The sequence below is a fragment of the Halomonas sp. SSL-5 genome (assembly GCF_030708455.1).
GTDB lineage: Bacteria > Pseudomonadota > Gammaproteobacteria > Pseudomonadales > Halomonadaceae > Halomonas.
The window spans coordinates 301,098-327,760 of record NZ_JAUYWF010000004.1 but is presented as its reverse complement, the minus strand read 5'-3'; the positions used below and the strand labels follow the sequence as shown (position 1 = coordinate 327,760).

Sequence of the window (26,663 nt, the reverse complement as noted above, 5' to 3'; positions counted from 1 at the left end):
GCCTCATCCATGACCATGGAGGCCGCGTGACACACCGCCTCGAGGACATCATCGCCCTGTTCGACGGCCTGTTCCAGGAGAGTCACCGGACTCGCCTGGTGCGCGGAGGCGATGAGCCCCTCTACCTGCCCGCCGACGCCGAGAGCCCCTGGCACCGGGTGATCTTCGCCCGCGGCTTCTTCACCAGCGCGCTGCACGAGATCAGCCACTGGTGCATCGCCGGTGCGCGGAGACGTCAGCTGGAGGACTATGGCTACTGGTACCTGCCCGACGGGCGCGACGCCGAGCAACAGCGCGACTTCGAGGCCGTGGAGGTGGCGCCCCAGGCGCTGGAGCTGCTCTTCTCCCGGGCTTGTGGGCTGGGCTTCCATGTCAGCGTCGACAACCTCGACGGCGCTGCCGAGGTGGATCGCGATGCCTTCCACGCCAAGGTCGAGGCGCGTGCCCGGCGCTACCTGCGGGAGGGCCTGCCGCTCAGGGCCGAGGCGCTGCGCACCGCCCTGGCTGCCTTCTACCGCGACGGGGCACCGCTTGCCGAGGCGCTGGCGGCCGGCCGCACCCGGCTGCTGGTCGAGCCGGCCTGAAGCGTTGGCAAGCGTGAGCGGCGGGCGCTGTTCGCCGAGAGCGTGGACGGGCTAGGGTATAGGCTGAATCGCCGGCCGCTGGAGGCACCGTGTACCCCGACCCGCACCCCCAGGAGCAGGGCTTCCTCGAGGCCCTGGCCCGGGACGACTGGCCCACCCCCGGGCAGGCCCTGACCCTGGACCAGGCAGGGCTCTCTCCCGAGGCCCTGGTCGAGCTGTTCGAATCACAGCTGATGAGCCGCCACCTGGACCTTCAGGCGCGCCGCCTGCAGGCGCGCGGCGAGGCCTTCTACACCATCGGCAGCGCCGGCCACGAGGGCAATGCCGCCGTGGCCATGGCGCTACGCCCCACCGATCCCGCCTTTCTTCACTACCGTGACGCGGCCTTCTTCATCCAGCGAGCGCGCATGGTGCCGGGACAGGATCCGCTGCGCGACCTGCTGCTGAGCTTCGCGGCGTGTGCCGAGGACCCGATCTCCGGTGGTCGCCACAAGGTGCTCGGGTCGAAGGCCCTCAATGTGCCACCCCAGACCAGCACCATCGCCTCCCACCTGCCCAAGGCCATGGGCGCCGCCCACTCCCTGGCCCTGGCGAAGCGCCTGGGGAGCGAGGGGGAGTGGCCCCATGACGGGGTGGTGCTGTGCAGCTTCGGGGATGCCTCCTTCAACCACTCCACCGCCCAGGGGGCGCTCAATGCCGCGGCCTGGAGCGCCTTCCAGGGCCTGCCGATGCCGTTGGTGTGGCTCTGCGAGGACAATGGCATCGGCATCTCGACCCCCACCCCCGAGGGGTGGATCGCGGCGAGCATGGCGTCACGCCCCGGCGTTGACTACCTGGCCTGCGACGGCCTCGACCTGCTCGACACCTGGCGTGCGGCACGCCAGGCGGTGCATGTCGCGCGCACCCGTCGGCGGCCGGTGTTCCTGCATATGCGCTGTGTCCGTCTCTATGGTCATGCCGGCTCCGATGCCCAGCAGGCGTATCTCTCCCCCGCACGCATCCAGGCCGACGAGGCCCGCGACCCGTTGCTGATCAGCGCCGGCCTGCTGCGCCGCCACGGGATCCTGAGCCGCGACACCATCGCCGAGCGCTACCACGAGTTGCGCGAGCGGGTGGCGCGACGCGCCGAGGAGGCGATCCGCCGACCGCGCCTGGAGAGCGCGGAGCAGGTGATGGCGAGTATCGTGCCGCCGCCTCGCCCGCCGCGCATCGGGCCCTGGCCGGGCACGGCCGATCTCACCACGGATACCCTGGCGCGGCGGCTCAATCGCGCCCTGGCGCGGCTGATGAGTCGCTACCCGCACCTGGTGATGGCGGGGGAGGACATCGGCCGCAAGGGCGGCGTCTACGGCGTCACCCAGAAGCTGCAGGCGCGCTTCGGGGCGCACCGGGTGATCGATACCCTGCTCGATGAGCAGAGCATCCTGGGGCTCGGCATCGGCATGGCCCAGAACGGCCTGGTGCCGATCCTCGAGATCCAGTTCCTGGCCTATCTGCACAACGCCGAGGACCAGCTGCGTGGCGAGGCGGCCACGCTGAGCTTCTTCTCCAGTGGCCAGTACACCAATCCCATGGTGGTGCGTATCGCCGGGCTTGGGTACCAGAAGGGCTTCGGCGGCCACTTCCACAACGACAACGCCATCGCCGTGCTGCGCGACATTCCCGGCCTGCTGGTGGCCTGCCCATCCAACGGGGCCGATGCGGTAGGGTTGCTGCAGGAGGCGGTTCGCCTGGCCGATGAGGAGCAGCGGGTGGTGGTGGTGATCGAGCCCATCGCCCTCTACCACACCCGCGACCTGCGGGAGGAGGGCGACGGCGCCTGGTGCTTCGCCGATCCGGGGGCCGAGCATCGCCTGGCGGTGGGGGAGCTGGGCCAGTGGGGAGACGGGCGGGAGCTGGCCATCGTCACCTACGGCAACGGCGTCTATCTCTCCCGCCAGGCCGCGATTCGGCTGGAGGCCGAGGGAATCGCGCTGCGCATCCTCGACCTGCGCTGGCTCACCGCCATCGACCACGACGCGGTGCATGCCGCCGTGGCCGAGTGCGATCGCGTGCTGATCGTCGACGAGTGCCGTCGCTCCGGCTCGCCGAGCGAAGAGCTGGTGACCGGGCTGGTGGAGCGTGGCCTGGATGGCAGGCGGCTGGCGCGGCTCACCGCCGAGGACAGCTTCATCCCCCTGGGGCGCGCCGCCACGCTTACCCTGCCCTCGGTGGAGGGCATCGTCGAGGCGGCGAGCGCCCTGCTGGCACGGCCGGGTGGCGGCGCTTCCTGAGTGCCCCGCTTAGTCGTCGACGTCGTCGCCATCCATCAGCCGGCCATCGAAGGGAATGGCTTCGCGGGCCTCGGCGTCGGGGGCGAGACGCTGGTGCAGGTGCAGCATGACCTCCACCTCGTGCTCCGGGCGCAGCGGCTCGAGCCCCAGTTCGCCGAACAGCTCGCCGCGGGCGCGCGGCCAGTCGCCGGGCGCGAGGTCGCCATACAGGCTCTCGGCCGGGGCCAGTTCCACGAAGGGGTCGAGGCCGTAGGTGTCGAAGAGGCGCGAGATGGCCGCTTCGTCGTCGCCGACGCCCGCGGTGTAGAGGGTCTGGTTGAAGTGATCGTTCTCCAGTTCGCGGATCACGTCCAGCGGGCTCACGCCCATGCTGCCGAGCTCCTCGAGGCTGTAGCCGCCCAGCGAGACCATTTCGGCCTCCAGCCACTCATCATCGGGCTGGATCAGGGTGTGCTTGACGCGGCCGTCGGGCAGCGTCCAGGCGATCGCCAGCGGCAGGCCGCCCTCATCGCCGGTCTCCACGGCGATAAAGCCGGGGATCGAAGTGTCATCGCCTTTGGGTGACATGTCGGGTGTCCTCATGGTGTCGTGTCGCCGCGGCGCGTTTCGCGGGGGCGTCGGCCGGCAGCCGGAAGAAGCGTCGGGCCGTGGCGGTGGTGGCCGCCGCCAGCTCGGCCTCGGTGTCTCCGCGCCAGTGGGCGATCTCGCGCACAATCCACGGCAGCAGGGCCGGCTCGTGGCGCCTGCCCTTGAGTTTGGCAGGTAAGTTGCGCGGCAGCAGGTAGGGGCAATCGGTCTCCACCATCAGTCGCGTCGCGGGAATCTGGGCGACCAGCTCGCGCAGGTGGTGGCCGCGGCGCTCATCGCACAGCCAGCCGGTCAGGCCGATATGCAGGTCCAGGTCGAGATAGCCGAACAGGGTGTCGCGGTCGGCGGTGAAGCAGTGCACCACGGCATCGCCGATCTCGTCGCGGAAGGCACTCAGCATCTCGCGCATGCGTCGTCCGGCATCGCGCTCGTGGAGGAACAGCGGCTTGCCGCTCTCCACGGCCAGGTCCAGCTGGGCCTCGAAGGCGCGCTCCTGCTCGGCGGGGGTGGAGAAGTTGCGGTTGAAGTCGAGGCCGCACTCGCCCACCGCCACCACCTCGGGCTGGCGCTGCAGCTCGCGCATGGCGTTGGCAAGCCCGGCGTCCCAGCGGCTGGCGTCGTGGGGGTGGACCCCGGCGGTGGCGTGCAGCGCCAGGCCCTCGCCGGCGTGCCGACGGGCCATGGTCACCGCCTGCTCGGCGTGCTCGCGGTCGGTACCGGTGAGGATCAGCGTGGTCACGTTGGCCGCCCGGGCGCGCCTCAGCACCGCCGGGAGGTCTCGGGCGAAGCTGTCGTGGGTCAGGTTGGCGCCGATATCGACCAGCGGGCTGGGCGAGGTGAGGCGCAGCGCCTCGGGTAGGAAGTCGTCGAAGGTGTCGGCCACGCCTTGGCTCCTGTGCGGTGAGGTCGGCAAGGGGCGCTATTCTACCCGTCGCGCGGATGCTACGGCCACGTCCGCGCGCGCTTGCGTTACACTGGCGGCCTTCACGATCAAGAGAGGTTCGCGCGTGACCCTGCTACGTCTGGAACAGCTGCAACTGGCCTATGGTACCCATGTGCTTCTCGACGGCGCCGATCTGGTGCTGCAGAAGGGCGAGCGCCTGGCCCTGGTGGGGCGCAACGGCACCGGCAAGTCGACGCTGCTGCGCCTGGTGGCCGGCGAGATCCTGCCCGACGGCGGCAATATCTGGCGTGCCCCCGGGCTCAAGATCGGCGTGCTGGCCCAGGAGCTTCCCGAGGCTTCCGGCCAGACCATCTTCGACATGGTGGCGGGTGGACTGCCCGAGGCCGGCGAGCTGCTCTCCGAGTACCACCACCTGATCCATGAGGACGAGCCCGACATGCGGCGCATGGCCGAGCTGCAGACGCGACTCGAGGCCATCGACGGCTGGTCCTTCCACCAGCGCATCGATGTGGTGCTGACACGCCTCGGCCTGCCCGCCGAGGCGGAGATGGCGGCGCTCTCCGGCGGCTGGCGCCGGCGCGTGGCGCTGGCCCGGGCGCTGGTCGCCGAGCCGGACCTGCTGCTGCTCGACGAGCCCACCAACCACCTGGATCTGGACACCATCGCCTGGCTGGAGGAACAGCTGCTGGACTTTCAGGGGGCCGTGCTCTTCATCACCCACGACCGGGCCTTCCTGTCGAAGCTCGCCACGGCGATCCTCGAGCTCGACCGCGGGCGCCTGGGGCGCTACCCGGGGGATTACGCCGCCTACCAGGAGCAGAAGAGCCACGAGCTGGAGGTCGAGGCCCGCGAGCATGCCGAGTTCGACAAGAAGCTCGCCCAGGAAGAGGCCTGGATTCGCCAGGGGATCAAGGCCCGGCGCACCCGCAACGAAGGCCGGGTCAGGGCGCTGGAGCAGTTGCGTCGAGAGCGCAGCGAGCGCCGTGAACGTCAGGGCAAGGCCTCGATCGTCGTCGACAGCGGTGGGCGCAGCGGCAAGCGGGTGGTCAGCCTCGAGCACGTCACCCAGCGCTTCGGCGGCGAGGCGGTGATTCGCGACCTCTCCCTGGAGGTGCAGCGTGGCGACCGCATCGGCTTCATCGGCCGCAACGGCGCCGGCAAGACCACGCTGCTCAAGATCCTGCTCGGGGAGCTCGCGCCGAGCGAGGGCAAGGTGCAGTTCGGGACCAAGCTGCAGGTGGCCTATTTCGACCAGCTGCGCGCCGGGCTGGAACCCGAGAAGACGGTCTACGACAACGTCGCCCAGGGCAGCGATCGCATCAGCGTGGGCGGCCGCGACCGCCACGTGATGAGCTACCTGCAGGACTTCCTGTTTACCCCGGAGCGGGTGCGGCAGCCGGTCAAGGCGCTCTCCGGCGGCGAGTCCAACCGCCTGCTGCTGGCCAAGCTGTTCACCCAGCCGGCCAACGTGCTGGTGCTCGACGAGCCCACCAACGACCTCGATGTGGAGACCCTGGAGCTGCTCGAGGAGCTGCTGCTCGACTTCGACGGCACCCTGCTGCTGGTCTCCCATGACCGGGCCTTCATGGACAACGTGGTCACCAGCGTGCTGGCTTTCGAGGGCGAGGGGCGGGTGCGCGAATATGTGGGCGGCTACAGCGACTGGGTGCGTCAGGGCGGCAGCCTGCCGCCGGCCCCCTGGGACGGGGCGGCTCGCCAGCACGCCGAACCGGTGGCCGAGGAGCCGGCGGATTCGCGGCACACGCCGGCTGCAGCCGGTGATGGAACGAGAGAGGCGGCGAAGGCGGGCGCGGCATCGGCGGGCACGCGGAGTGTCGCGAAGAAGCCCGTCAAGCTTTCCTACAAGCTGCAGCGCGAACTCGACGGCCTGCCGGCGGAGATCGAGCGGCTGGAAGGGGAGATCGCCGGGTTCGAGGCCCGTGTCGGTGACCCGGGCTTCTATCAGCAGGAGGCCGACGAGGTGACCGCCACCCTGGAGGCGCTCGCCGCCCGGCAGGCCGAGCTCGATGCCGCCATGGAGCGCTGGATGGAGCTGGAGGCCCAGGCCTCCGGCGACGCATGAGAAAGGCGCCCCGGAGGGCGCCTTGTGGAGTGAGTGACGGCGGCAGCGGGCGGTTACTCCTCGCTCTTCTCGCCCTTCTGGCCCACGCGCACCGCCAGCACGTCGCACTGGGCGCCGTGCAGCACGCCGGTGGAGGTGGAGCCCAGCAGCAGGGCGAAGCCGTGACGGCCGTGGGAGCCGACCACGATCAGGTCGACGTCGTGCTCCTCGGCGAAGCGGTGGATCTCGGTGTCGGGCATGCCCACCACTACGTGCTGATCCTCCTTGGCCACGCGGGGGTCGGCGATCTCGGCGAGACGGTGCTTGGCATGCTCGTCGAGCTGGTCCTGGATGCTGGTCAGGTCCATGGGGATATCGCCGCCATAGGCGAAGCCCAGCGGCTCCAGGGTGTGCATGATGGAGAGCTTGGCTTGGTTGCGATCGGCGATCTGGTGGGCGCGTTCCAGCACCCGGTGGGAATCCTTGGTCAGGTCGACGGCGACCAGGACGTGACGATACTCGTTGCTCATGGGAAGGCTCCTCGACGTTTGTGGCTCGGTTAACGACATGCCTTCACTCTAGGCCTGCTGGCCCGGCAAGACAACGATCTATATCAACCATTTCGCATCAACAGGAAGGGAGAGACGCCGATGATCTGGCTGTTCATCGTGCTGGCCATGCTGCTGGTGATCTCGCCGGTGATGTGGCTCAAGCCCAGCCCGCGCCAGAAGCGCGTGGCGGCGCTGCGCAACGCCGCCATGCAGGCCGGGCTCAAGGTAACGCTGCAGGTGCCGCCGCTGCATGGCGACAAGGTGCCGATGCCGGCATATCGCTGGCCCTATCCGCCGCAGCGGCCGGGGCCGGACTTCATGCTGGTCCGCGGCTCGCATGCGGCCGAGGCGCTCAGGCCCTTCGCCCACGACTGGCGTTGGCGCCAGGAGCCGCTGCGCCCCCTGCCCGACGCGTTGGAGGCAAGGCTCAAGCGGCTGCTGGAGCGCCTTCCCCAGGATGCCCTGGTGGTGGAATCCGATACCCGGGCAGTGACCCTGTGGTGGCATGAATCCCAGGGCTTTGAACGCTTCTCGACCTACCTGGAGGATTTCCAGGCGCTGCGTGATGGCCTGGCGGGGCGACCCGATGATCCCCAGGCATCCGGGCCACCGGTGCCGCCCGCTATCTAGCGTTCCGCTGCATCGTCACGCGCCTGCAATGCCAGGCCATTGTCCTCGATGCGGGACAGCAGTTCGGTGAGGGTGGCCACCTCGGTCTCCTCGAGGCCGGCAAGCATCTCGTTGCGCGCCTGTCGCACCACGTCGTCGATGCGCTCGAGCAGCGGGGTGGCCGCGGCGGTGAGATAGACACGCTTGGTGCGGCGGTCCTGGTCACAGGGGCGGCGTTCCACCAGGCCCTGTTCCGAGAGCTGGTCGAGGGTACGCACCAGCGAAGGGGCCTCGACCCCGATCGCCCGGGCCAGGTCGCACTGGGGCTGGCCGTCCCCCAGTCGCCACAGGTGGTAGAGCGTGACCCAGCGGGTCTGGGTCAGCCCCAGGGGGGCGAGGCGTTCGTCGATGACCGCGCGCCACAAGCGGGGCAGTCGGCTGAGCTGGAACCCGATGTTTTCTTGCATGGGGCAATGGCCCTTCGGTTCAGGAAATATACCTGAATTGTCGGAATCCCCTGCGTGTATTGCAAGCTGGCTTATCATTCGCTTTCCCGTGCAGTTCCCGACGCCGCTGCATCGGTGTCTTCATCGGTGCCGCTTTCATCGCCGCTTTCATTCCCACCCTCGACGGTGGCCGGGGGCTGCTCGGTGGTGGCCGCCTGCGAGACGTCCTGCTCGCCCTCGCTCTCGCCGGGAACCGGGGGTTGCCATGCCAGCCCCGGCAGGCCCGCCGGCCGGCGTGGACGACCATCGGCCAGGGTGGCCGACTCATCCTCGGCCACACGGAAGCGGATCACGCCGATGCGCTGGCCGCCTTCGGTCATCACGTCGATGCGCCAGCGCCCCGCGGGCGACTCGGGAAAATTTTGCTTGTGGCTCCAGGCGCGGTAGCCCGCCTCGCGGCCCCCCTCGATCACCAGCGGGATGCGGTCGACCTCCTGGCCATCCTGGCGCCACACGTGATGGATCTCCTCACGCAGGCCACGCGGGGCGTGGATGGCCGTGTAGGCGAACAGCCCCTGACGGCTCAGCGCCTCGGGGGTGAGGCGCAGCTCGCCGCTGGGCGCCCGTGCGGCCTCGTCGAAGCTCGGCGAGAGCGCCGTGGCGGCGATCCACAGGCTGGCCGGCGGCACCCAGATGCGTCCCAGCCAGGCGGCACCGGCCAGCGGCAGCAGCAGGGTGAGCACCATCAGCCAGCGCCGTCCGCGCTGATTGGCGGTCAGGTGGAGCAGGCTCGGCAGGCTGAACAGCAGCATGGCGGCGATGGCCAGCAGCAGGCTCTGGTAGGTGGTCAGGTGGAGCAGCGTGGGCAGGGTGACCAGCACCACCAGGAAGACGCACTGGGCGTGGAAGGCGAAGTAGAGCCAGCGCAGCCGATCGGCGACCCGATAGTAGAGCGGGTCGACGATGGAGAAGAGTGCCATGCCGATGATCAACAGGGTGAACAGCGCCTGGCCGCTGCTCCACACCGTGGTGGCCAGCAGGAAGGGCAGGCAGAAGAACAGCGTCTCCTGGTGGATCATCTGGGCGATGAACTGGGTCGCGCCATGGGGCAGGGTGGGATAGCCACGGCGCGCCAGCAGTCGACCGATCAGGCTTTCGGAGAGCAGCAGCAGCCAGGCAGCGAGCATCCCCAGCGCCAGCATGGCACCCAGCCAGCGCTGGCGCTCCACCAGGAAGAAGCTGCCCAGGCCGGCGGCGAAGGCGATGGGCGGCCAGAGCCAGCTCCAGGGGCGCAGGCGTCGAATCAGTGCCTCGGCGTGGGCCTGCAGGCGGGTGGCACGGCTGGCGGGCGGCGTCTCGTTCGGGAGGGGCATTCGCGTCTCGGCTGGGCTGACGTCTCGGTCAGCTGGCATCCTAGCAGCCTAGCACTCGGGACATGGAGTCGCCGCCCGCCGGGAGTATCGAGTCGCTGGCGAAGAGACTTGACGCGGGCGCCAGGCTGAACCAAGCTGTGGGCATTCAAACGGCCGTATGAAATCGGGAGATTCGCGGAATGATCTATCAGGGCAATGCCATCACGGTGGTGCGCGGCGATGACGATATCGCCACGCTCACCTTCGATCTGCAGGACGAGTCGGTCAACAAGCTCTCCAGCGCGGTGGTTACCGAACTGGATGAAGCGGTCAAGGCGCTCCACGGCGAGCGCGGCCTGGCGGGCCTGCTGCTGACCAGCGCCAAGGAGGCCTTCATCGTCGGCGCCGACATCACCGAGTTCCAGGCCATGTTCGGCAAGGGAGGCGACTTCCTGGAAGCGATGCTGATGCGCGTCCACGGGATCTTCAACGCCATCGAGGACCTGCCGTTCCCCACCGTCACCGCCATCAACGGCCTGGCCCTGGGCGGCGGCTGCGAGGTGCTGCTGACCACCGACTTCCGGGTGATGAGCGATGCCGCCCAGATCGGTCTGCCCGAGACCCAGCTGGGCATCCTGCCCGGTTGGGGCGGCTGCGTTCGCCTGCCGCGCCTGATCGGCGCCGACAACGCCATCGAGTGGATTGCCGGCGGCACCCAGAACCGGGCGGATGTCGCTCTCAAGATGGGCGCCGTGGATGCCGTGGTGCCGGCCGAGGCGCTTGAGGCGGCGGCCCGCGACATCCTGGCCCGCGCCATCGCCGGCGAACTGGATTACCGCGCCCGCCGCGAGGAGAAGCGCCAGCCGCTCAAGCTCGGTCCCATCGAGCAGATGATGGCCTTCGAGACGGCCAAGGGCTACGTCAAGGGCAAGGCGGGCCCGCACTACCCGGCGCCGGTGGAGGCGATCAAGGTGATCCAGAAGGGCGCCGGCGAGGAGCGCGCCCGGGCCCAGGCCATCGAGGCCAAGGCCTTCGCCAAGCTGGCAATGACCGACGTGGCCTTCAACCTGGTCGGCCTGTTCATGAACGACCAGGTGGTCAAGAAGAAGGGTGGGCGCTACGAGAAGCAGGCGCGCCCGGTGAAGCAGGCCGCGGTGCTTGGGGCCGGCATCATGGGCGGTGGCATCGCCTACCAGAGCGCCTCCAAGGGCACGCCGATCCTGATGAAGGACATCAAGGACGATGCCATCGAGCTGGGCCTCAAGGAGGCGCGCAAGCTGTTCGCCAAGCAGGTGGAGCGTGGCAAGCTTTCCACCGAGAAGATGGCCGAGCGGCTCACCAACATTCGTCCGACCCTCTCCTACGGCGACTTCGGTAACGTCGACCTGGTGGTCGAGGCGGTGGTCGAGAACCCGAAGGTCAAGGCGGCGGTGCTGGCCGAGGTGGAGGCCGAGGTGGGCGAGGAGACCATCCTGGCCTCCAACACCTCGACCATCTCCATCACCCGCCTGGCCGAGAACCTCAAGCGCCCCGAGAACTTCTGCGGCATGCACTTCTTCAACCCGGTGCACCGCATGCCGCTGGTGGAGGTGATCCGCGGCGAGCAGACCGGCGACGCCGCCGTGGCGGCCACCGTGGCCTACGCCCGGGCCATGGGCAAGACGCCCATCGTGGTCAACGACTGCCCGGGATTCCTGGTCAACCGCGTGCTCTTCCCCTACTTCGGCGGCTTCAGCCAGTTGGTGGAGCAGGGCGCCGACTTCCAGCAGATCGACAAGGTGATGGAAAAATTCGGCTGGCCCATGGGTCCCGCCTACCTGCTCGACGTGGTGGGGCTGGATACCGCGGTGCACGCCGGCGAGGTGATGGCCGAGGGCTTCCCGGAGCGCATGGCCGGCATGGCCGGTGAGCGGGGCGATGGCCAGGGCAAGAGCGCCATCCAGGTGATGTTCGAGAACGACCGCCTGGGCCAGAAGAATGCCAAGGGCTTCTACGCCTACGAGGAGGATCGCCGCGGCAAGCCGAAGAAGGTGCGCGACGAGGCCGCCATCGCGCTGGTACAGGGGGTGGCCAGGGAGAGCCGCGAGTTCAGCGACGACGACATCATCGCCCGCATGATGGTGCCGCTGTGCCTGGAGGCCGTGCGCTGCCTGGAGGATGGCATCGTCGCAAGCCCCGCCGAGGCCGATATGGCGCTGATCTATGGCATCGGCTTCCCGCCGTTCCGCGGTGGCGCGCTGCGCTACATCGATGCCATGGGCGTGGCGGCCTTCGTCGCGCTGGCCGACGGCCTGGCCGAAGAGCTGGGTGCCCTCTATGCGCCCACCGACAAGCTGCGCGAGATGGCCGCCTCCGGCGAGCGCTTCTACGACACCCAGAACCAGGCCCCGGCCCAGGCCTGATCCCCGCCACGACAACAGGAGTCGCAAGAAATGAGTCTGAATCCGAGAGATATCGTGGTGGTCGACTGCGTGCGTACCGCCATGGCCAAGGCCAAGAATGGGGCCTTCCGACACGTGCGCGCCGAGAATCTCTCCGCCGCCGTCATGCAGTCGCTGTTCGAGCGCAACTCCGGTCTCGATCCGGCAGAAGTGGACGACGTGATCTGGGGCTGCGTCAACCAGACCCTGGAGCAGTCCATGAACATCGCCCGCAACGCGGCGATCCTGACCGGCATTCCGCGCAGCGTGCCGGCCCAGACGGTGAACCGCCTGTGTGGTTCCTCGATGAGCGCGCTGCACATCGCCGCAGCCAACATCGGCGCCGGCATGGGGGACTTCTACGTGATCGGTGGCGTGGAGCATATGGAACACGTGCCCATGGCCCACGGTGTCGACGTCAATCCGGCGGCCAGCAAGCATGTCGCCAAGGCCGCGATGATGATGGGCCTGACCGCCGAACTGCTGGGCAAGATGCATGGCGTCTCCCGGGAGGAGCAGGACGCCTTCGGCGTGCGTTCCCACCAGCGCGCCCAGGCGGCCATGGAGAAGGGCGGCTTCGACAACGAGATCATCGGCGTGGAGGGGCACGATGCCAATGGCTTCCGTGCCATGATCAAGCGCGATGAAGTGATCCGTGCCGATGCCAGCCTGGAGAAGATGGCCGAGCTCAAGCCGGCCTTCGACCCGCGAGGTGGCACCGTGACCGCGGGCACCTCCTCGGCGCTCTCGGTGGGGGCCTCGGCCATGGCGGTGATGAGCTACGAGCGCGCCCAGGCGCTGGGCCTTGCGCCCATCGCCCGGGTGCTCTCCACCGGCGTGGCCGGCTGCGACGCCTCGATCATGGGCTATGGCCCGGTGCCGGCCTCGAAGAAGGCGCTCAAGGCCGCCGGCCTCACTGCCGACGACCTCGACACCGTGGAGCTCAACGAGGCCTTCGCCGCCCAGGCGCTACCCGTGCTCAAGGACCTCGGCCTGCGCGATGTGATGGACGAGAAGGTCAACCTGCATGGCGGCGCCATTGCCTTGGGGCATCCCCTGGGCTGTTCCGGCTCGCGTATCTGCACCACCCTGCTCAACGTGATGCGCGAGCGCGACACCACCCTGGGCCTGGCCACCATGTGCATCGGCATGGGGCAGGGCGTGGCCACGGTGTTCGAACGCCTGAGGTAAGGGGCGGCCGGACGCACAACCAATGGCGGCGCCTTCAGGGGCGCCGCCATTACCATTTGCGTTGTGCTTGTCACTCCAGCATGCCGGCGAGTGCCGCGTTGCGCCGCATTTCGTGGCGTGCGGATACCTGCAGGCTCTCCTGGATCCAACCCCTCTCGCGATAGTAACGCAGCGCGCCCTCATGCAATGGCGCGCTGAGGCCTTCCTCTATCATCATCTGGGGAGTCAGCGTCGCCAGGGCCGGATGGCTGGCCTTGAAGCGGGTAAACCTTTCGAATACATCTGACACGACCCGATAGACCAGCTCGGGGTCGGTGTCGGCGCGGGTGACCAGCGTCGCCTTGACGCCGAAAGTATGAATTTCCGGCTGGTCGGGTCCATAGAGCCCGGCGGGAATCGTGGCAAAGGTGAAATAGGGGTAGGCATTCACCAGCAGGTCGACGGTGTCGCCGCTGACATCGATGAGTTCGGCATTGCAGAGTCGAATGGCCTGGGCGACGGAATCATTGGGGTGTCCCACCGTATACACCATGGCGTCGATATTGCCATGGCACAGTTCCATGGACTGCTGGTCGGCCGGCAGGTCGTGAACCTGACGGAAGTCGCTGCGGCTCCAGCCGCGTGCATCCATCAGCCGGATCATGGTGCCCCGCTGGCCGGAGCCCGGGTTGCCGATATTGACCGAGCGCTGCTCGAGGTCCTCGAAGCTCTCGATGCCGGCGTCTCGGCGAACCACGAGGGTGAAGGGCTCGCTGTGCAGCGAGAATACCGAACGCAGTGACGCATCCGGCCCGGCCTGGCGAAACCCCTCGATTCCCTGGGTTGCATACTGATGAAGGTCCGACTGGGCGAGGGCAAAGAGCAGCTCCCCGCGTCGCAGGGCGCGCAGGTTGGCGCTGGAGCCATCGCTGGGCTGGGCCCGGCACGGCGTGTCGATGGCTCGGCACAGGGCGCGGCCCACCACGTGATAGACCCCGGCGGGGCTGGCGGTGGCGATGGTCAGTGGTGACTCGGCATGGGTCGTGAGGGGAAGGCTGAAGATCAGGCTGGCCATGCCGATGGCCAGCCCTCGAGCAGTGGTTATCATGACTCACCTCGCATTAGTGAGTCGGCCAGAGGCATCCCCGAACCAGCAGGACCAAGCAGAAGCCGAAGGGGGCGACTCCGCATCGCATCTGGTCGACAGACTGGGTTGTGATGTGGCTGTTGTTGTCGGCCAAGGTGGTGTCGAGACAGCCCCGGTCTCCCTGCGTTTCGAAGGGCTCCTTGAGGTATAGCAGGTGCCCTGCACGCCAGATCTGCTTTAAACGAAATTTAATCGCATAAGCTTATAGTATCCCGGCCTCGAGCCCCGCGGCCATGGCCATGCCCAGTTCCTCCACCTGGTCGGTGAATGCCTCCTGCCACTCGCCGCGCAGGGTCAGCGGTTCCTGCACCCACTTCCAGCGCAGGCCGGTGACGATCCCCTCCACTGCCCGGCGGGTGCCGGTGCCGTCGTGGCCGGCGCGGATATAGAGCGCGCAGGGCAGCCCCTGCTTCTCCTCCAGCACCGGGTAGTAGCTGCGGTCGAAGAAGTCCTTCAGGGCGCCGCTCATGTAGCCCAGGTTCTCGGTGGTGCCGAGCAGGATGGCATCGCAGGCCAGCACATCCTCGGGGCCGGCCTCCAGCGGCGCCTTGACGCTGACCTCGACGCCCTCGATATCGGGATGGCGCGCCCCGCCCTCGGCTGCTCCGCGCAGCCTTTCGGTATTGGGGGAGGGGGCATGGGCGACGATCAGCAGACGCTTGGCCATATTGACAGCTCCTCGGTTGTTTCCCAGGCTACATCGACACTTTCAGGCTTTCATCAGGAGGATCATCCATGGCATTCGCCCTGTCGTCGACCCTGCGACTCTCCAGCCCCGCCTTCGAGGACGGGGGTGCCATTCCTGCCAAGCATACGGGTGAGGGCGATGATCTCTCGCCGGCACTGGTCTGGCAGGATGCCCCGAAGGGCACCAAGGGCTTCGCGCTGATCTGCCACGACCCGGACGCCCCGCTGGTGCAGAACGGCACCTACGGCTTCGTGCACTGGGTGCTCTACAACATTCCGGCGTCCACCGGCAGCCTGGAGGAAGCGACCCGAGTCGGAATTCGCGGCAAGAACGACTTCGGCAAGCTGGGCTATGGCGGCCCCATGCCCCCGGAGGGGCACGGCACCCACCGCTACTACTTCTGGGTGCTGGCGATGGACAAGCCTACCGACGACCTCCCCGAAGGGCTCTCGCTGCGTGACCTGCTGGTCAAGATCGAGCCGCACCTGCTGGGCATGAACCGCCTGGTGGGCACCTACCGCCGCGGCTGAGCCAGCCGCCCCAGACGACGACGCCCCGGCATCGAAGGAAGCCGGGGCGTCGTCGTGTCGGGCCTTGGGTGGGGCACTGAAGGGCGCTCAGGCGATCACTCGGCCAGCGCCTCCAGCAGCACCCTGGCGACCGGCTCCGAGGAGGGCGGGTTCTGGCCGGTGATCAGGCGCCCGTCGCGGCAGGTGTAGGGGGCGAAGTCGTCGGCCTTGGAGTAGTCCCCGCCGGCGGCCTTGAGGGCGTCCTCCACCAGCTGGGGCACCACCTCGGTCAGGCCCACGGCATCCTCCTCGCCGTTGGTGAAGCCGGTGACCCGGCGGCCGCGAACCAGCGGCTGGCCGTCGGCATCGCGCGCCTTGAGCAGCACGATCGGGGCGTGACACACCGCCGCCACGGGCTTCTGCTGGGCCCAGAAGGTCTCGATCAGGCGGATGGAATCGGGATTGTCCACCAGGTCCCACAGCGGCCCGTGGCCGCCGGGATAGAAGATGGCATCGAAGTCGTCGGCGCTCACCTCGTCGAGGCGACGGGTGGTGGCCAGCTGCTGCTGGGCCTGCGGGTCCTGCTTGAAGCGGCGGGTGGCCTCGGTCTGGCTCTCCTCGGCGTCGCTCTTGGGGTCCAGCGGCGGCTGGCCACCGGCGGGCGAGGCCAGCACCACCTCGGCACCGGCGTCGCGGCAGGCATAGTAGGGCGCCGCCAGCTCCTCCAGCCAGAAGCCGGTAGGCTCGCCGGTATCGCCCAGGCGGTCGTGGGAGGTAAGGACCATCAGGATGCGCTGACTCATATCTCTCTCCTTTGCGTGGCGTTCTCTTGGAAGTCGTAGAGCGACAGTGTGGCGCAATCGACCGCCGATAGGGAATCGGGCATAGGCTATCGCCGGTATGCAGTGTCTCCATCGGGCAGCGATGCTACCTACCCCGCCCTCGGCCCCGCGCCCTTGTGAGGCCGCGGTGCCGACAATGGCATCAACGGCGAACGTGGCCACCCCTTGTCGTCAATGACGACGGAGGACAGTGGAAATAGCCTACAGAATGTAAGTTATCGCTTACATTTGCGAAGAAAATACACAGTTATCCGAGAAATATTAGGAAATTACATCTACGATGGAACCCATGTCCGGCCATGCAAAAGGGCAGATGGAATGCCGCAGCCAACCACCGTGATCGGCAAATACAGCCAGCCCTTCTCGCTGCAGCGGCTTTCGTGGGAGCGCTACTTGCAGCGCAATTGGATAGCCGTTTTCGACCCTAAGCGGACATGGGGAAAATGCGGAATGCTCTTTCATCGGTTTTTAATAGTTATGTTTTTTTGAAAAAGTGAAACGATATGAGTGCCAATAATCCAGCGAGTCGCCTGCTCAAACTCATACAGGACGGCCAGAAGCAGAAAAAGGACCAGCAAGCTTTTGACGCCTGGGCTGCTATCTTGGATGTACCGAAGGATGACAAAAGCCTCCTTCTTTCACGCGTTGGCCATGTCATGGCCCTGCCCGGTGCTATCAAGGCTGAAATCGAGCAGGTCGACAACATCAACCATCAGCTTCACTTGAAGTGGCTTCCGAGTGTCGAGACATCATTTGGGATCTTGAACCTCCAAGTTCAGTGGAAACAGTTCATTGAAAGGTTCAATGCAGAAACGATATTCGGGCTTGAAGTGTGCGGTGATGTTTTGGGGCGAAATCGTCCAGAAAGGGTCGTTGATCCAGCTTCATTGAAAAACATGCTGAATGATATCAACGATCTAATCGGAGACCTTAAAGAAGATGAACTACCCCCAGATTTACGAGACTTCATTTTCGAGCACCTAGTTTTGGTGAAGAATGCAGTAGAGGAGTACAAGATTCGAGGGGGCAGACCGCTAGAGGCAGAAGTAGAAAGGCTTACTGGTGCGGTTGCAAGAAACCCGCAGGTTTGGATTCGAACACGCGAAACAGACCTCGGAAAGCGATTCTGGCAAGTCATGGGCAACTTGGCCATTGTAACGACAGTTTTTGTAGGGCAGCTACAGATAGGGCACGAAATCTTTGACGCTTTGTCGCCAGATGATGGCAAGCTCCAAACTGTTCAGCCTGATGTTGAAGTGAATGTCAACATGCTTACGAGTGACTGCGATGCTGATGAAATTACTTCGGAGGTTCCTGCAAAACCAGCATTGCCTTATGGTCATGGAAAAACATAATACCTGTTCGGCCGCAGAAGGGGGAGGGTAGTGGGCATGCCGCTGTCGATGTTCGCCCTGGACAACTTCGTAGCCCAAGACCTGCCCCAGTTGACCGAGTGCCGAGCGGTACCGGTGGCTCCAGAACTCTCGGACTGCGCGTCGTGGCTGAATTCTTTCGTCCTCAACTGGAACTTCCGCATCCCTTTATCGAAGGAAAAGGCCGCGTTGGCATTCGCCTTGATCAGGCGGGCGGAAGGGGCCGTAGTGGATTACGAGGAGGCGTGTGAACTTCTCACGGATATCGTAGGTGGCACCCGCAGCATCTCCCTCTACTTCCGCTGTCTTCGGCGTTTCGAGTCCTCCGTCGGGATGTTGTACCAGTCGCTCGACTTGGTCCGGAAGGCCCTTGGAATCCAATTATTCACCCAAGGCGATGGGAGTCCGTATGAGCGGCTCAACCAGATCTACAACAAGTGCAGGCATTCAAATCCTGAGGCGCTACCAGCGGAGCAACTCCACGCGGTCTGGATCAAGAACGACGGGTTATATACCGATGGGACAAATCTGACCTTCGACGAACTTCGCGATCTGATCCTAGACATCGGACGGATCGCGGACAAGCTTGCAAAGGGCGAGGTTCCGGCCGAACCAAACGCTACAGCAGACGGCGGCCGTGATACTGGTTCCTCGTGAAATCATAGCTCCGTGCGCGACCGCCGCTGCTGAGCTTCATCGTTACATCAGAATATACGAAAAGTCCGCTTCTGGCCGGAAGCAGCCAATGCTGCCTGCTGCGTCGGGGGGATTTTCCCATAGGTTGACCTGTCTACAGCCTACCCAGAGAGGAAGGTTTCATACCGCTGTCGGAGTGCGAAGCGCCAGGCGGAGGAGCTCCAGGTGCTGTTTGCCAGGATCTTTTCCGATGCCGAGGGGCCGGCAGAAATCGAGCTGGTGTTCGATCTGATGGCCGATACCGGCCCGACATGCGCCGACGTTCCCGCCGGTGACCCACGCTGCGTTACGATGTTCGACGATCCCGCCTACGGGTGGCATATCACACCGAGGCTTGCCCGCGTTCGGTTAACCCCATGGCCGAACGGGGGGGGGCCCTTGATACAGGTGAGCCAGGAGAATGCCGATGTCCGAACTGCCACCGCTCAAGGTCTACTACGACGGCATCTGCCCCGGCTGCCGCAAGGATCGCGTCCGCTACGAGCGCTGGGCGGGTGAGGCCGGCGACCGGGTGGCGTGGTGCGATGTGACCGAGCATCAGGCGATGCTGCGCGAGAAGGGCGTGGACCCTCAGGCGGCGCTGCTCTCGCTGCATGTGGAAGAGGAGGGCGGGTGCATCGTGGAGGGCATCGACGCCTATATCCTGCTGATGCGCCGGGTGCCGCGCCTCAAGCCGCTGGCTTCGCTGATCGGCCTGCCGGGGCTGAAGCCGCTGCTGCGCCGGCTCTACGATGCCTGGGTCAGGCGGCGCCTGGCGCGGCAGGGACGCCTGCCCTGAGTCGGTTGCCTTACCCTTCGCCGTTGTAGGGTGGCGACCAGCCGCCGTGGCCCGCCATGATCACGGTGCTCGCCGAGCCAGAGGCCCTGCCAGGTGCCCATCGCCAGGCGGCCGTCGCGTACCGCCAGGGTCAGCTGGGTGCCCAGCAGGCTGGCGATGACATGGGCCGGCATGTCGTCGGGTCCCTCCAAGGTGTGGCGGAAGTAGGGGAGGTCGCCGGGTACCAGCCGGCGCAGGAAGGCATCCAGGTCGTGGCGCACGTCGGGGTCGGCGTTCTCGTTGAGGGTCAGCGAGGCCGAGGTGTGCATGAGCTGCAGGTGCAGGAGGCCTACCCGGCAGCGGGCCAGTGCCGGCACACCCTCGACGACGCGCTCGGTGATCAGGTGGAAGCCCCGCGACAGGGCGGGGAGGCGGATCTCCTGCTGGTGCCACATGGTGTCGTGCTCCTCGTCGTCAGCGATCGCCCGCCATCCGCTCGCGGATCAGCGGGGTGTCGGCGTCGCGTTGCCCGGGCCGCTCGAGGCGGACCCGAGGCGAGGGGACGGGCCCGCCGCGCGTCACCCTTCCCCCCGCGCCTTGCGCTCCTGGGGCAGCAGGGCGGCGTGGATCATGGCGTTGATCGGGGTAGCGACGCCGGCCTCGCGGCCCAGGCGCACCACGGCGCCGTTCTGGGATTCGAGCTCCGAGGGGTGGCCGCCCATGATGTCGCGCTGCATGGAGGCGGTGCTGGCCTCGGGCAGGGCGTCGATGAAGCGCAGCGCGCGGGCCTCGGCGTCCGCGGCAAGCGCGACGCCTCGCGCCCGGGCCACCGCCGCGATCTCGGCCAGGACCCCCTCGATCATCTCGCGGGTCTCGGGCAGGCGGCGGGTGACGCCGATGGGGGCGCGGGTGATGGCGCCGATGCCGCTCATGGCGCAGATGAACAGGAACTTGCCCCACACCGCGGCCTGGATATCATCTGGGATCTCGGCAGTGACGCCATGGGCGGCGTCGAAGGCGGCCTTGAGGCGCGCACCGCGCTCGCTCGGATGGTTGTCCCGCTCACCGAAGCGCACGAAGGGGGCGACCCCGGCATGCTTGATGTGTCCCGGCGCGGCCTTCCAGGCCAGGATCCCGCACAGCCCCTCCAGCACGTGCGCCTCGCCGAGTGCCTCGGCGAGGATGTCGGCGGCCTCGACGCCGTTCTCCAGCGGCACCACCAGGGTCTCCGGCCCCACCAGGGGACGGATCGCCTCGGCGGCCTCCAGGACCTGCCACGCCTTGACCGCCACCAGGATGGCGTCCACCGCGCCCACCTGAGCCGGGTCGTCGGTGGCGTTCACCCTGGCCAGGTGCAGGTCCCCCTCGATGCTCGATACCTCGAGCCCGTCGCGGCGCATGACCGCCAGGTGCTCGCCGCGGGCGATGAAGGTGACCTCGTGGCCGGCCTCGGCCAGGCGCGCGCCGAAGTAGCCGCCCACACCGCCGCTGCCCATGATCGCGAAACGCATCCCTCTCTCCTTGTCCGGACATGATCAGGCAGAGCCTACACCGCCGCGGCGGCGACGGCACGGGCCCGGCTCAGCGTTCGCGGCGGGCCGACCAGTGGCGCTGCATCTCGAGGAAAGTGAGCGAGGCCGACCAGGTGATCAGCATGAACCCCAGCAGCGCCTCGCTGCCGGTGATGAAGCGGATCGGCCCGCTGGGGAAGAGGTCGCCGTAGCCAAGGGTGGTGTAGGTGATGGCCGAGAAGTAGATGTAGTCGAGCAGGTTGACGGTCTCGAGGCCCACCAGCTGACCCGCCAGGGGATGCTCGCCGAGCAGGGCCATGCCCATGCCGAAGATCCAGATCTCCGCGACATGGGTGACGAACAGCACGAAGCTGAGCATCAGGAAGCGGCGGCGCAGGGTGCCGTGGGCCCGTTCGAGCCCTCGCCACAGCCGCATCGAGACCTCGTAATGCAGCAGGACGCAGAGAATCACGGCGATCAGGGTGGTGGCCACGGCCCAGAAGTGGCCAGGATCCAGGTGGGCATCGAGCACTCGGCTAGCTCCAGGGTCGGGAGACCTTAGCCTAGCGTGATCCGCTGGTCCGCGTTAACCCCGACGCGATGCCATGACGCTCCGTCGGCTCGACTGATAGGATGAAGGCATCCAACCCACCCGTGCTGGTCGCCCCCGGCCGCCCTGCCTCCCTGGACGTCGCCATGAAGAAGAGCTCCCCCGCGGTGGCACCGCTGGACGATACCCTCTCGCCGCTGGTACTCAAGCGCGTCGGCATCGATACCTATCGCGAGAACGTGGCCTACCTGCATCGCGAGTGCCACCTCTACCGTGCCGAGGGGTTCCAGGCGCTCTCCAAGGTGGAGGTGCGCGCCAATGGCCAGCGCATCCTGGCCAGCCTCAACGTGGTCGACGACCCCGGCATCGTCGACTGCCAACAGCTCGGGCTCTCCGAGGATGCCTTCGCCTCGCTGGGGCTTGCCGAGGGCCGGCCGGTGAGCGTCTCCCAGGCGGAGCCGCCGGCCTCGATTCCCGCCCTGCATCGCAAGATCCGCGGCGAGCGCCTTACTCGAGACGACTACCGGGCGATCATCCAGGACATCGCCGAGCTGCGCTACTCGAAGATCGAGCTGACCGCCTTCGTGGTGGCCTGCGACCTGGGCGAGCTGGATCGCGAGGAGATCTTCTACCTCAGCGACGCCATGTGCCGGGTGGGGCGGCGTCTCGACTGGCACGAGCATCCGGTGGTCGACAAGCACTGCATCGGCGGCATCCCCGGCAACCGCACCTCGATGCTGGTGGTACCCATCGTCGCCGCCCACGGGCTGCTGTGTCCCAAGACCTCGTCGCGGGCCATCACCTCGCCCTCGGGGACCGCCGATACCATGGAAGTGCTGGCCAATGTCGACCTGCCATTCGAAGCCCTGGGCGACATCGTACGTACCCATCGCGGCTGCCTCGCCTGGGGCGGCACCAGCAAGCTTTCGCCGGCCGACGACGTGCTGATCTCGGTGGAACGCCCGCTCTCCATCGACTCGCCGGGGCAGATGGTGGCCTCGATCCTCTCCAAGAAGGTCGCCGCCGGCTCCACCCACCTGCTGCTGGATATCCCCGTGGGCCCCCATGCCAAGGTGCGCTCCATGCCCGAGGCCCGCCAGCTGCGCAAGCTGTTCGAATTCGTGGCCGGGCGCATGGGGCTGACCCTGGACGTGGTGATCACCGACGGCAGCCAGCCCATCGGTCGCGGCATCGGCCCCATGCTCGAGGCCCGCGACGTGATGCAGGTGCTGACCAACCATCCTGACGCCCCCATGGACCTGCGCCAGAAGGCGTTGCGGCTGGCCGGGCGGATACTCGAGTTCGACCCCGACGTGCGCGGCGGTGACGGCTTCGGTATCGCCCGGGATATCCTCGATTCCGGGCGCGCCCTGGACAAGATGCGCTCGATCATCGAGGCCCAGGGGGCGAAGCCCTTCGACCCGGAGGACCCACCCCTGGCGCCGCACCGCTTCGCGGTGGTGGCCCCCCGGGATGGCGTGGTGGTGGGCATCGACAACCTCAAGCTGGCGCGCATCGCCAGGCTGGCCGGGGCGCCCAAGGCGGTCGGGGCGGGGGTCGACATGGCGGTGCGGCTGGGTGACACGGTGGGAGCCGGCCAGACGCTCTATACCGTCTATGCCGCCTTCCGCAACGAGCTGTCGCTGGCCCACCAGGCCAGCGAGCGCGACAGCGCCGTGACCCTGGGCGAGCGCGACGAGCTGACGCACCTGAACGTGGAGATGTGATCCCGTGAGTCGAGACAAGGCACGTGCACTGCTGCATTTCGCCGACGAGGCCGCCGCCGCCGGACGCCTGGCGGTCGCCGCCGGGCTACCGGCGCTGGCCGTCGAACGCCATCGCTTCCCCGATGCCGAGCTCAAGCTGACCCTGCCCCCGGGAGAGGGTGGCCTGCCCGAGACCCTGGTGGTCTATCGCAGCCTGGATCGGCCCAACGACAAGCTGGTGGAGCTGCTGCTGCTGGCGCGCCACGCCCGCCGCCAGGGCGTGGCGCGCCTGATACTGGTGGCGCCCTATCTCGCCTACATGCGCCAGGACATCGCCTTCCATCCCGGCGAGATCGTCAGTCAGGGCATCGTCGGCGGCTTCCTGGCCGAGCTGTTCGACGCCGTGATCACCGTGGACCCTCACCTGCACCGCATCGAGCGCCTCGATCAGGCGATCCCCCTCACCCACGCCATCGCGCTCTCCGGCGCGCCGCGCCTGGCCGAGCTGATCGCCGAGAAGCGCCCCGGGGCCCTGTTGCTGGGCCCGGATGAGGAGGCGAGACAGTGGGTGGCCCAGGCCGCGGCGGTCACCGGCGGCGACTTCGGTGTGTGTCGCAAGGAGCGTCGCGGTGACCGCGACGTGACGATCCACCTGCCGGAGCTCCCCGTGGCGGGTCGCGAGGTGGTGCTGATGGATGACGTGGCCAGCTCCGGGCATACCGTGGGCCGGGCCGCCGACGCGTTGCTGGCGGCGGGCGCGGCCTCGGTGGATGTGGCCCTGACCCATGCGCTGTTCGCCGGGGACGCCCTGGCGGTGATTCGCGCGGCCGGGGTGGGGGAGGTGTGGAGTACCGACTGCATCGCCCACGAGAGCAACGCCATCGCCATGGCGCCGGCGTTGGCCGAGGCCCTGGCCGGGCTGTGGTAACTCCGATAGAACGACCGCGCCGCCCTGGGGGCGGCGCGGTCGTGCGGGACAGGATGTCGGGTCAGGTGAAGGCGGGGCGCTGCATGAAGGCCTTGAGGCTCTCCAGGCTCATCACCTTGTGGCCGGTCTCGGGCTGGTCGGTCTGGAAGCCGATATCGAAGCCCTGATCCGCCAGCCGCTCCTGCCAGTATTCGCGGGTGGCCAGTTCCTCGGCCTCGCCGGCATTGGTGGCATGGAAGATGCCGCCGCCGAGGTGCTGCTCATGGCCGCGGGGATGGATCGCGTAGACGTCGACGAGGAAGGGTTGCATGACGCTCTCACTGGCTGGTGACTGTGGGACCCATCATAGCCCTGCGCGGGGGATCTCCTGAGCGATTGTGGATGCCGTTGTCACACCTCCCATAACGCCGGTGCATCATTCCTCGCCGGCATGATGGATGCCGCAAACGACAGGGCCCGCACGCCAGGCGTGCGGGCCCTGTGGCGGGCATACCGGCCGCTGTCGCGGTGCGTCGATCAGCCCGGCTGGTCCGCCGGTTTCTCGCCGCCACGGTGGGCAAGGTCGGACGCCTCGTCGAGGCGCGGATGGTGGTCGAGGAACTCGCGGTGCGGGTCGGGCAGGGCGTCCAGGGCCTGGAGGCTGCGGGTGATGGCGTGGATCGCCGCCACCACATCGCGGGTGTTGCCGGTCTCCGAGATGGTGTGCATGTTGCGGATCGGGAAGCCGATGGAGGTGGCCACGCAATCCACCGCGGCGAGCACGCCGGCCATGCCGTCGGTGCCGGTGTCGACGCCGGCGACGTCGCGCTGCATGGGAATGGCATGCTCGCGGGCGGTGCTCTCGATGATGCGGTTGAGCTGCTCGCTGGCGATGGAACCCACCGACATGGTGAAGCCCTTGCCCATCTCGAGTGGCTGCATGCGCCGGTCGCCGATGCCGGGGGCGGCCACGTAGTCGTGGTTGACGTCCACGGCGATGATGGCGTCGGGCTCGAGCTCCCCGGCCAGCACCCGGCTGCCGAAGCGGCCGATCTCCTCGTAGCTGGCGATGGCGAACATCACCCTGACCTTATCGGTGCCGCCCGCCTCGGCGATCAGCCGTGCCACCTCGGCGGTGACGAAGCAGCCCAGGCCGTTGTCGAGGTAGGCGCCGTAGAAGGTGTCCGGGCTGAAGCCGTGGCGGATGGGGCGCTCCAGCAGGATGGCGTCGCCGGGCCGCACGCCCAGGTTCTCCACCTGCTGCTTCTTGTTGTCGCCGTGGATCTGCAGGTCGAGGTAGAGCTGCTCCTTCTTGATGCCCTTGCTGCCATCGCGCTGGGCGGGATCGGAGAAGTGGATGGCGCCCAGCGCCTCCACGGTACCGCCCTGGAGGCGCCGGTAGCTTCCCGGTGCCTCCGGGTCCTCGCTGAACAGGGTCACCTCGTGGCCGATCAGGACGTTGGGCAGGAAGGAGTCGCTATTGATCCAGATCTTGCCGTCCTCGCCGATGGAGCGCACCTGCATGCGGATCTTGTCGGCGTGGCCGATGATCATCACCTTGAACAGGTCGTCGCGGCCGGGGTGGGTGTCCAGCACCACGCCGGCGTGGCCCTTGAACTGGTGCAGTTGCCAGCCCTCGGGGGCGAAGCGCTCGAAATGGGGCTTGAGCACGCCGTAGGTCATGGCGCCTTCGAGTCCCACGGGGCTCGGGGCGGCGAGGATCTCGCGCATCAGCGCGAACTGTTCCTCGGGCATGGCGGACGTCCAGGGGGTATCGCTCATTCGTTGGTTCTCCTTGCATGCCGGGCGAAATGAAAGGCGCCCGGGTCGTGATGGCTATCGAGACGTGGATCAGGCGTGCCGGAGCAGGCGGGCGCCCAGCATCCGGCGCAGCGGCTTGACGGCGAGCACCAGCAGCACCATCAGGGCCGTCGCTTCCAGCCATTCGGGCAGCAGTTCCTGCACCCCCTCGACCTGATCCGGGATGTTCAGTTGCCAGACATTGGCCAGGGCGTCGATGCCCAGCCCCAGCAGTATCACGCTGGTCAGGATGCCTGCCAGGTAGGCGATCAGCGCGCGGCCGCCCAGTTCCCGGCGCAGCACGCCCAGGGTGGCCAGGCTGGTGACGGGGGCGGCCACCAGGAAGACCAGCACGGTACCGGGCGAAACGCCGGCCAGCAGCAGGCCGGCGGCGATGGGGGTGGCCGCGGTGGCGCACAGGTACATGGGAATGCCGATCACCGCCATCAACAGCATGGCGGGGAGCCCGCTGCCGAAGGTGGCAAGCTGCTCGGCGGGCACCAGGGCGATCAGTGCACCGGCCACCACCAGGCCGACGAGCAGCCAGCGGCTGATATCATCGAGGATGTCGCCGAAGGCGTAGCGCAGCCCGTCCGCCAGGCGCCGGGCCAGGGGCTCAGGACCCTCGGGCTGGCTGCTCGAGCCGGCACAGCCGCCGCTCGCACAGCAGCCGGCGCTTGCCGACGGTGCCGCGGCGCTGGACGGGGCGACGCTTGCGGTCGTGCCGACCAGCAGCCCCGTGGCAATGGCGGTGATCACGGCCGTGAGGGCTCTGGCCGCGGCCATGAAGGGGCCCAGCAGGGCATAGCTGATGGCCAGCGAGTCGACGCCGATGCCCGGGGTGCCGATCAGGAAGGCGGTGGTCGGGCCGCGGGCGGCGCCGCCCCGGTGCAGTGCCAGGGCGGTGGGAATGGCGCCACAGGAGCACAGCGGCAGCGGGGCGCCGATGATGGCGGCGCGGGCCACGCTGGCCACGCCGCGGCCGCCGACCCAGCGCTGCAGCAGCGACTCGGGGAGCAGCGCCTTGATCAGGCCGGCGATGGTCAGGCCCAGCAGCAGCCAGGGGGCGGCCGAGAGGGCGACCTGCAGGATGGCATGAAGCAGCGACATGGTGATGGGCTCCCGTGAGGGTGTTCGCCCAGCTTACCATGCACGGGACCCCACTCAGCAGTGGCTGCCCGGCGCAAGCGGATATGCCAAGCTTGAGATAACGATGCA

26 protein-coding genes are annotated in these 26,663 nt (G+C 67.6%); 12 read left to right on the top strand and 14 right to left on the bottom strand.

The window, feature by feature from the left end:
* Positions 1 to 26: 26 nt before the first annotated feature.
* Both RAN53_RS06825 and RAN53_RS06820 read left to right on the top strand, forming a co-directional pair.
* Positions 27 to 584 (top strand): elongation factor P hydroxylase, encoded by a 558-nt coding sequence (locus RAN53_RS06825; RefSeq protein WP_305796062.1) that lies wholly within the window; start codon positions 27 to 29, stop codon positions 582 to 584.
* 89 nt (positions 585 to 673) lie between these two features.
* A complete protein-coding gene (locus tag RAN53_RS06820; protein ID WP_305796061.1) occupies positions 674 to 2,857 on the top strand; it encodes a dehydrogenase E1 component subunit alpha/beta in 2,184 nt (727 codons plus the stop codon).
* 9 nt (positions 2,858 to 2,866) lie between these two features.
* On the opposite strand, the gene RAN53_RS06815 is transcribed toward RAN53_RS06820, so the two are convergent.
* Positions 2,867 to 3,424, bottom strand: coding sequence for a hypothetical protein (locus RAN53_RS06815; protein WP_305796059.1), 558 nt, complete (start codon positions 3,422 to 3,424; stop codon positions 2,867 to 2,869).
* On the bottom strand, positions 3,405 to 4,328 hold the full coding sequence (locus tag RAN53_RS06810) for a TatD family hydrolase (protein ID WP_305796058.1): 924 nt from the start codon (positions 4,326 to 4,328) through the stop codon (positions 3,405 to 3,407). The genes RAN53_RS06815 and RAN53_RS06810 overlap by 20 nt, the downstream gene beginning before the upstream one ends.
* 124 nt (positions 4,329 to 4,452) lie before the next feature.
* Between RAN53_RS06810 and RAN53_RS06805 the strand changes: the two genes are divergently transcribed.
* A complete protein-coding gene (locus RAN53_RS06805; protein WP_305796057.1) occupies positions 4,453 to 6,432 on the top strand; it encodes an ATP-binding cassette domain-containing protein in 1,980 nt (659 codons plus the stop codon).
* 53 nt (positions 6,433 to 6,485) lie between these two features.
* On the opposite strand, the gene RAN53_RS06800 is transcribed toward RAN53_RS06805, so the two are convergent.
* Positions 6,486 to 6,941, bottom strand: coding sequence for a universal stress protein (locus RAN53_RS06800; protein WP_305796056.1), 456 nt, complete (start codon positions 6,939 to 6,941; stop codon positions 6,486 to 6,488).
* A gap of 120 nt (positions 6,942 to 7,061) precedes the next feature.
* Between RAN53_RS06800 and RAN53_RS06795 the strand changes: the two genes are divergently transcribed.
* Positions 7,062 to 7,592 (top strand): preprotein translocase subunit YajC, encoded by a 531-nt coding sequence (locus tag RAN53_RS06795; RefSeq protein ID WP_305796055.1) that lies wholly within the window; start codon positions 7,062 to 7,064, stop codon positions 7,590 to 7,592.
* Here the strand turns inward: RAN53_RS06795 and slyA are convergent.
* Entirely contained in the window at positions 7,589 to 8,038 is a 450-nt protein-coding gene (slyA, locus tag RAN53_RS06790; protein WP_305796054.1) for a transcriptional regulator SlyA, read from the bottom strand. The two genes, RAN53_RS06795 and slyA, sit on opposite strands and share 4 nt — an antisense overlap.
* A 74-nt stretch (positions 8,039 to 8,112) precedes the next feature.
* Positions 8,113 to 9,390 (bottom strand): DUF5924 family protein, encoded by a 1,278-nt coding sequence (locus tag RAN53_RS06785; protein ID WP_305796053.1) that lies wholly within the window; start codon positions 9,388 to 9,390, stop codon positions 8,113 to 8,115.
* Positions 9,391 to 9,569: 179 nt separating this feature from the next.
* Between RAN53_RS06785 and fadB the strand changes: the two genes are divergently transcribed.
* Entirely contained in the window at positions 9,570 to 11,771 is a 2,202-nt protein-coding gene (gene fadB / locus RAN53_RS06780; RefSeq protein WP_305796052.1) for a fatty acid oxidation complex subunit alpha FadB, read from the top strand.
* A 30-nt stretch (positions 11,772 to 11,801) separates the two neighbouring features.
* Positions 11,802 to 12,980 carry an acetyl-CoA C-acyltransferase FadA gene (gene fadA, locus RAN53_RS06775; protein ID WP_305796051.1) on the top strand — a complete coding sequence of 393 codons (1,179 nt, stop codon included), beginning with the start codon at positions 11,802 to 11,804 and terminating at the stop codon, positions 12,978 to 12,980.
* Positions 12,981 to 13,050: 70 nt separating this feature from the next.
* On the opposite strand, the gene RAN53_RS06770 is transcribed toward fadA, so the two are convergent.
* Positions 13,051 to 14,067, bottom strand: a complete 1,017-nt coding sequence (locus RAN53_RS06770; protein ID WP_305796050.1) for a TAXI family TRAP transporter solute-binding subunit — start codon at positions 14,065 to 14,067, stop codon at positions 13,051 to 13,053.
* A gap of 241 nt (positions 14,068 to 14,308) precedes the next feature.
* On the bottom strand, positions 14,309 to 14,773 hold the full coding sequence (locus RAN53_RS06765; protein WP_305796049.1) for a flavodoxin family protein: 465 nt from the start codon (positions 14,771 to 14,773) through the stop codon (positions 14,309 to 14,311).
* A gap of 68 nt (positions 14,774 to 14,841) precedes the next feature.
* Here RAN53_RS06765 and RAN53_RS06760 point away from each other — a divergent pair, with 68 nt between their 5' ends.
* Entirely contained in the window at positions 14,842 to 15,324 is a 483-nt protein-coding gene (locus RAN53_RS06760) for a YbhB/YbcL family Raf kinase inhibitor-like protein (RefSeq protein ID WP_305796048.1), read from the top strand.
* Positions 15,325 to 15,419: 95 nt separating this feature from the next.
* Here the strand turns inward: RAN53_RS06760 and RAN53_RS06755 are convergent, their stop codons facing one another.
* Positions 15,420 to 16,106 carry a type 1 glutamine amidotransferase domain-containing protein gene (locus RAN53_RS06755; RefSeq protein ID WP_305796047.1) on the bottom strand — a complete coding sequence of 229 codons (687 nt, stop codon included), beginning with the start codon at positions 16,104 to 16,106 and terminating at the stop codon, positions 15,420 to 15,422.
* Between the two features lie 542 nt (positions 16,107 to 16,648).
* On the opposite strand from RAN53_RS06755, the gene RAN53_RS06750 reads away from it, so the two are divergent.
* The 3 genes from RAN53_RS06750 to RAN53_RS06740 all read left to right on the top strand — a co-directional run bounded on the left by RAN53_RS06750 (position 16,649) and on the right by RAN53_RS06740 (position 18,992).
* On the top strand, positions 16,649 to 17,500 hold the full coding sequence (locus tag RAN53_RS06750; protein ID WP_305796046.1) for a hypothetical protein: 852 nt from the start codon (positions 16,649 to 16,651) through the stop codon (positions 17,498 to 17,500).
* Positions 17,501 to 17,536: 36 nt separating this feature from the next.
* Positions 17,537 to 18,175: a hypothetical protein gene (locus RAN53_RS06745; RefSeq protein WP_305796045.1), complete on the top strand. Its 639-nt coding sequence runs from the start codon at positions 17,537 to 17,539 to the stop codon at positions 18,173 to 18,175.
* A gap of 445 nt (positions 18,176 to 18,620) precedes the next feature.
* On the top strand, positions 18,621 to 18,992 hold the full coding sequence (locus tag RAN53_RS06740; RefSeq protein ID WP_305796044.1) for a thiol-disulfide oxidoreductase DCC family protein: 372 nt from the start codon (positions 18,621 to 18,623) through the stop codon (positions 18,990 to 18,992).
* On the opposite strand, the gene RAN53_RS06735 is transcribed toward RAN53_RS06740, so the two are convergent.
* The 3 genes from RAN53_RS06735 to RAN53_RS06725 all read right to left on the bottom strand — a co-directional run bounded on the left by RAN53_RS06735 (position 18,941) and on the right by RAN53_RS06725 (position 21,014).
* On the bottom strand, positions 18,941 to 19,426 hold the full coding sequence (locus RAN53_RS06735; protein ID WP_305796043.1) for a secondary thiamine-phosphate synthase enzyme YjbQ: 486 nt from the start codon (positions 19,424 to 19,426) through the stop codon (positions 18,941 to 18,943). The genes RAN53_RS06740 and RAN53_RS06735 overlap by 52 nt on opposite strands.
* A 123-nt stretch (positions 19,427 to 19,549) precedes the next feature.
* Positions 19,550 to 20,482 carry a 2-dehydropantoate 2-reductase gene (locus tag RAN53_RS06730; protein ID WP_305796042.1) on the bottom strand — a complete coding sequence of 311 codons (933 nt, stop codon included), beginning with the start codon at positions 20,480 to 20,482 and terminating at the stop codon, positions 19,550 to 19,552.
* A 70-nt stretch (positions 20,483 to 20,552) separates the two neighbouring features.
* A complete protein-coding gene (locus tag RAN53_RS06725; protein ID WP_305796041.1) occupies positions 20,553 to 21,014 on the bottom strand; it encodes a potassium channel family protein in 462 nt (153 codons plus the stop codon).
* Positions 21,015 to 21,178: 164 nt separating this feature from the next.
* Between RAN53_RS06725 and RAN53_RS06720 the strand changes: the two genes are divergently transcribed.
* Entirely contained in the window at positions 21,179 to 22,759 is a 1,581-nt protein-coding gene (locus RAN53_RS06720) for a thymidine phosphorylase family protein (RefSeq protein WP_305796040.1), read from the top strand.
* 4 nt (positions 22,760 to 22,763) lie between these two features.
* Positions 22,764 to 23,666 carry a ribose-phosphate diphosphokinase gene (locus RAN53_RS06715; protein ID WP_305796039.1) on the top strand — a complete coding sequence of 301 codons (903 nt, stop codon included), beginning with the start codon at positions 22,764 to 22,766 and terminating at the stop codon, positions 23,664 to 23,666.
* Positions 23,667 to 23,727: 61 nt separating this feature from the next.
* On the opposite strand, the gene RAN53_RS06710 is transcribed toward RAN53_RS06715, so the two are convergent.
* The 3 genes from RAN53_RS06710 to RAN53_RS06700 form a co-directional block, all read right to left on the bottom strand.
* A complete protein-coding gene (locus tag RAN53_RS06710) occupies positions 23,728 to 23,976 on the bottom strand; it encodes a hypothetical protein (RefSeq protein ID WP_305796038.1) in 249 nt (82 codons plus the stop codon).
* A 206-nt stretch (positions 23,977 to 24,182) separates the two neighbouring features.
* Complete coding sequence (locus RAN53_RS06705) at positions 24,183 to 25,427, bottom strand: M20/M25/M40 family metallo-hydrolase (protein ID WP_305796037.1); 1,245 nt, start codon at positions 25,425 to 25,427, stop codon at positions 24,183 to 24,185.
* A gap of 69 nt (positions 25,428 to 25,496) precedes the next feature.
* A complete protein-coding gene (locus RAN53_RS06700; protein WP_305796036.1) occupies positions 25,497 to 26,555 on the bottom strand; it encodes an SO_0444 family Cu/Zn efflux transporter in 1,059 nt (352 codons plus the stop codon).
* Positions 26,556 to 26,663 lie beyond the last annotated feature (108 nt).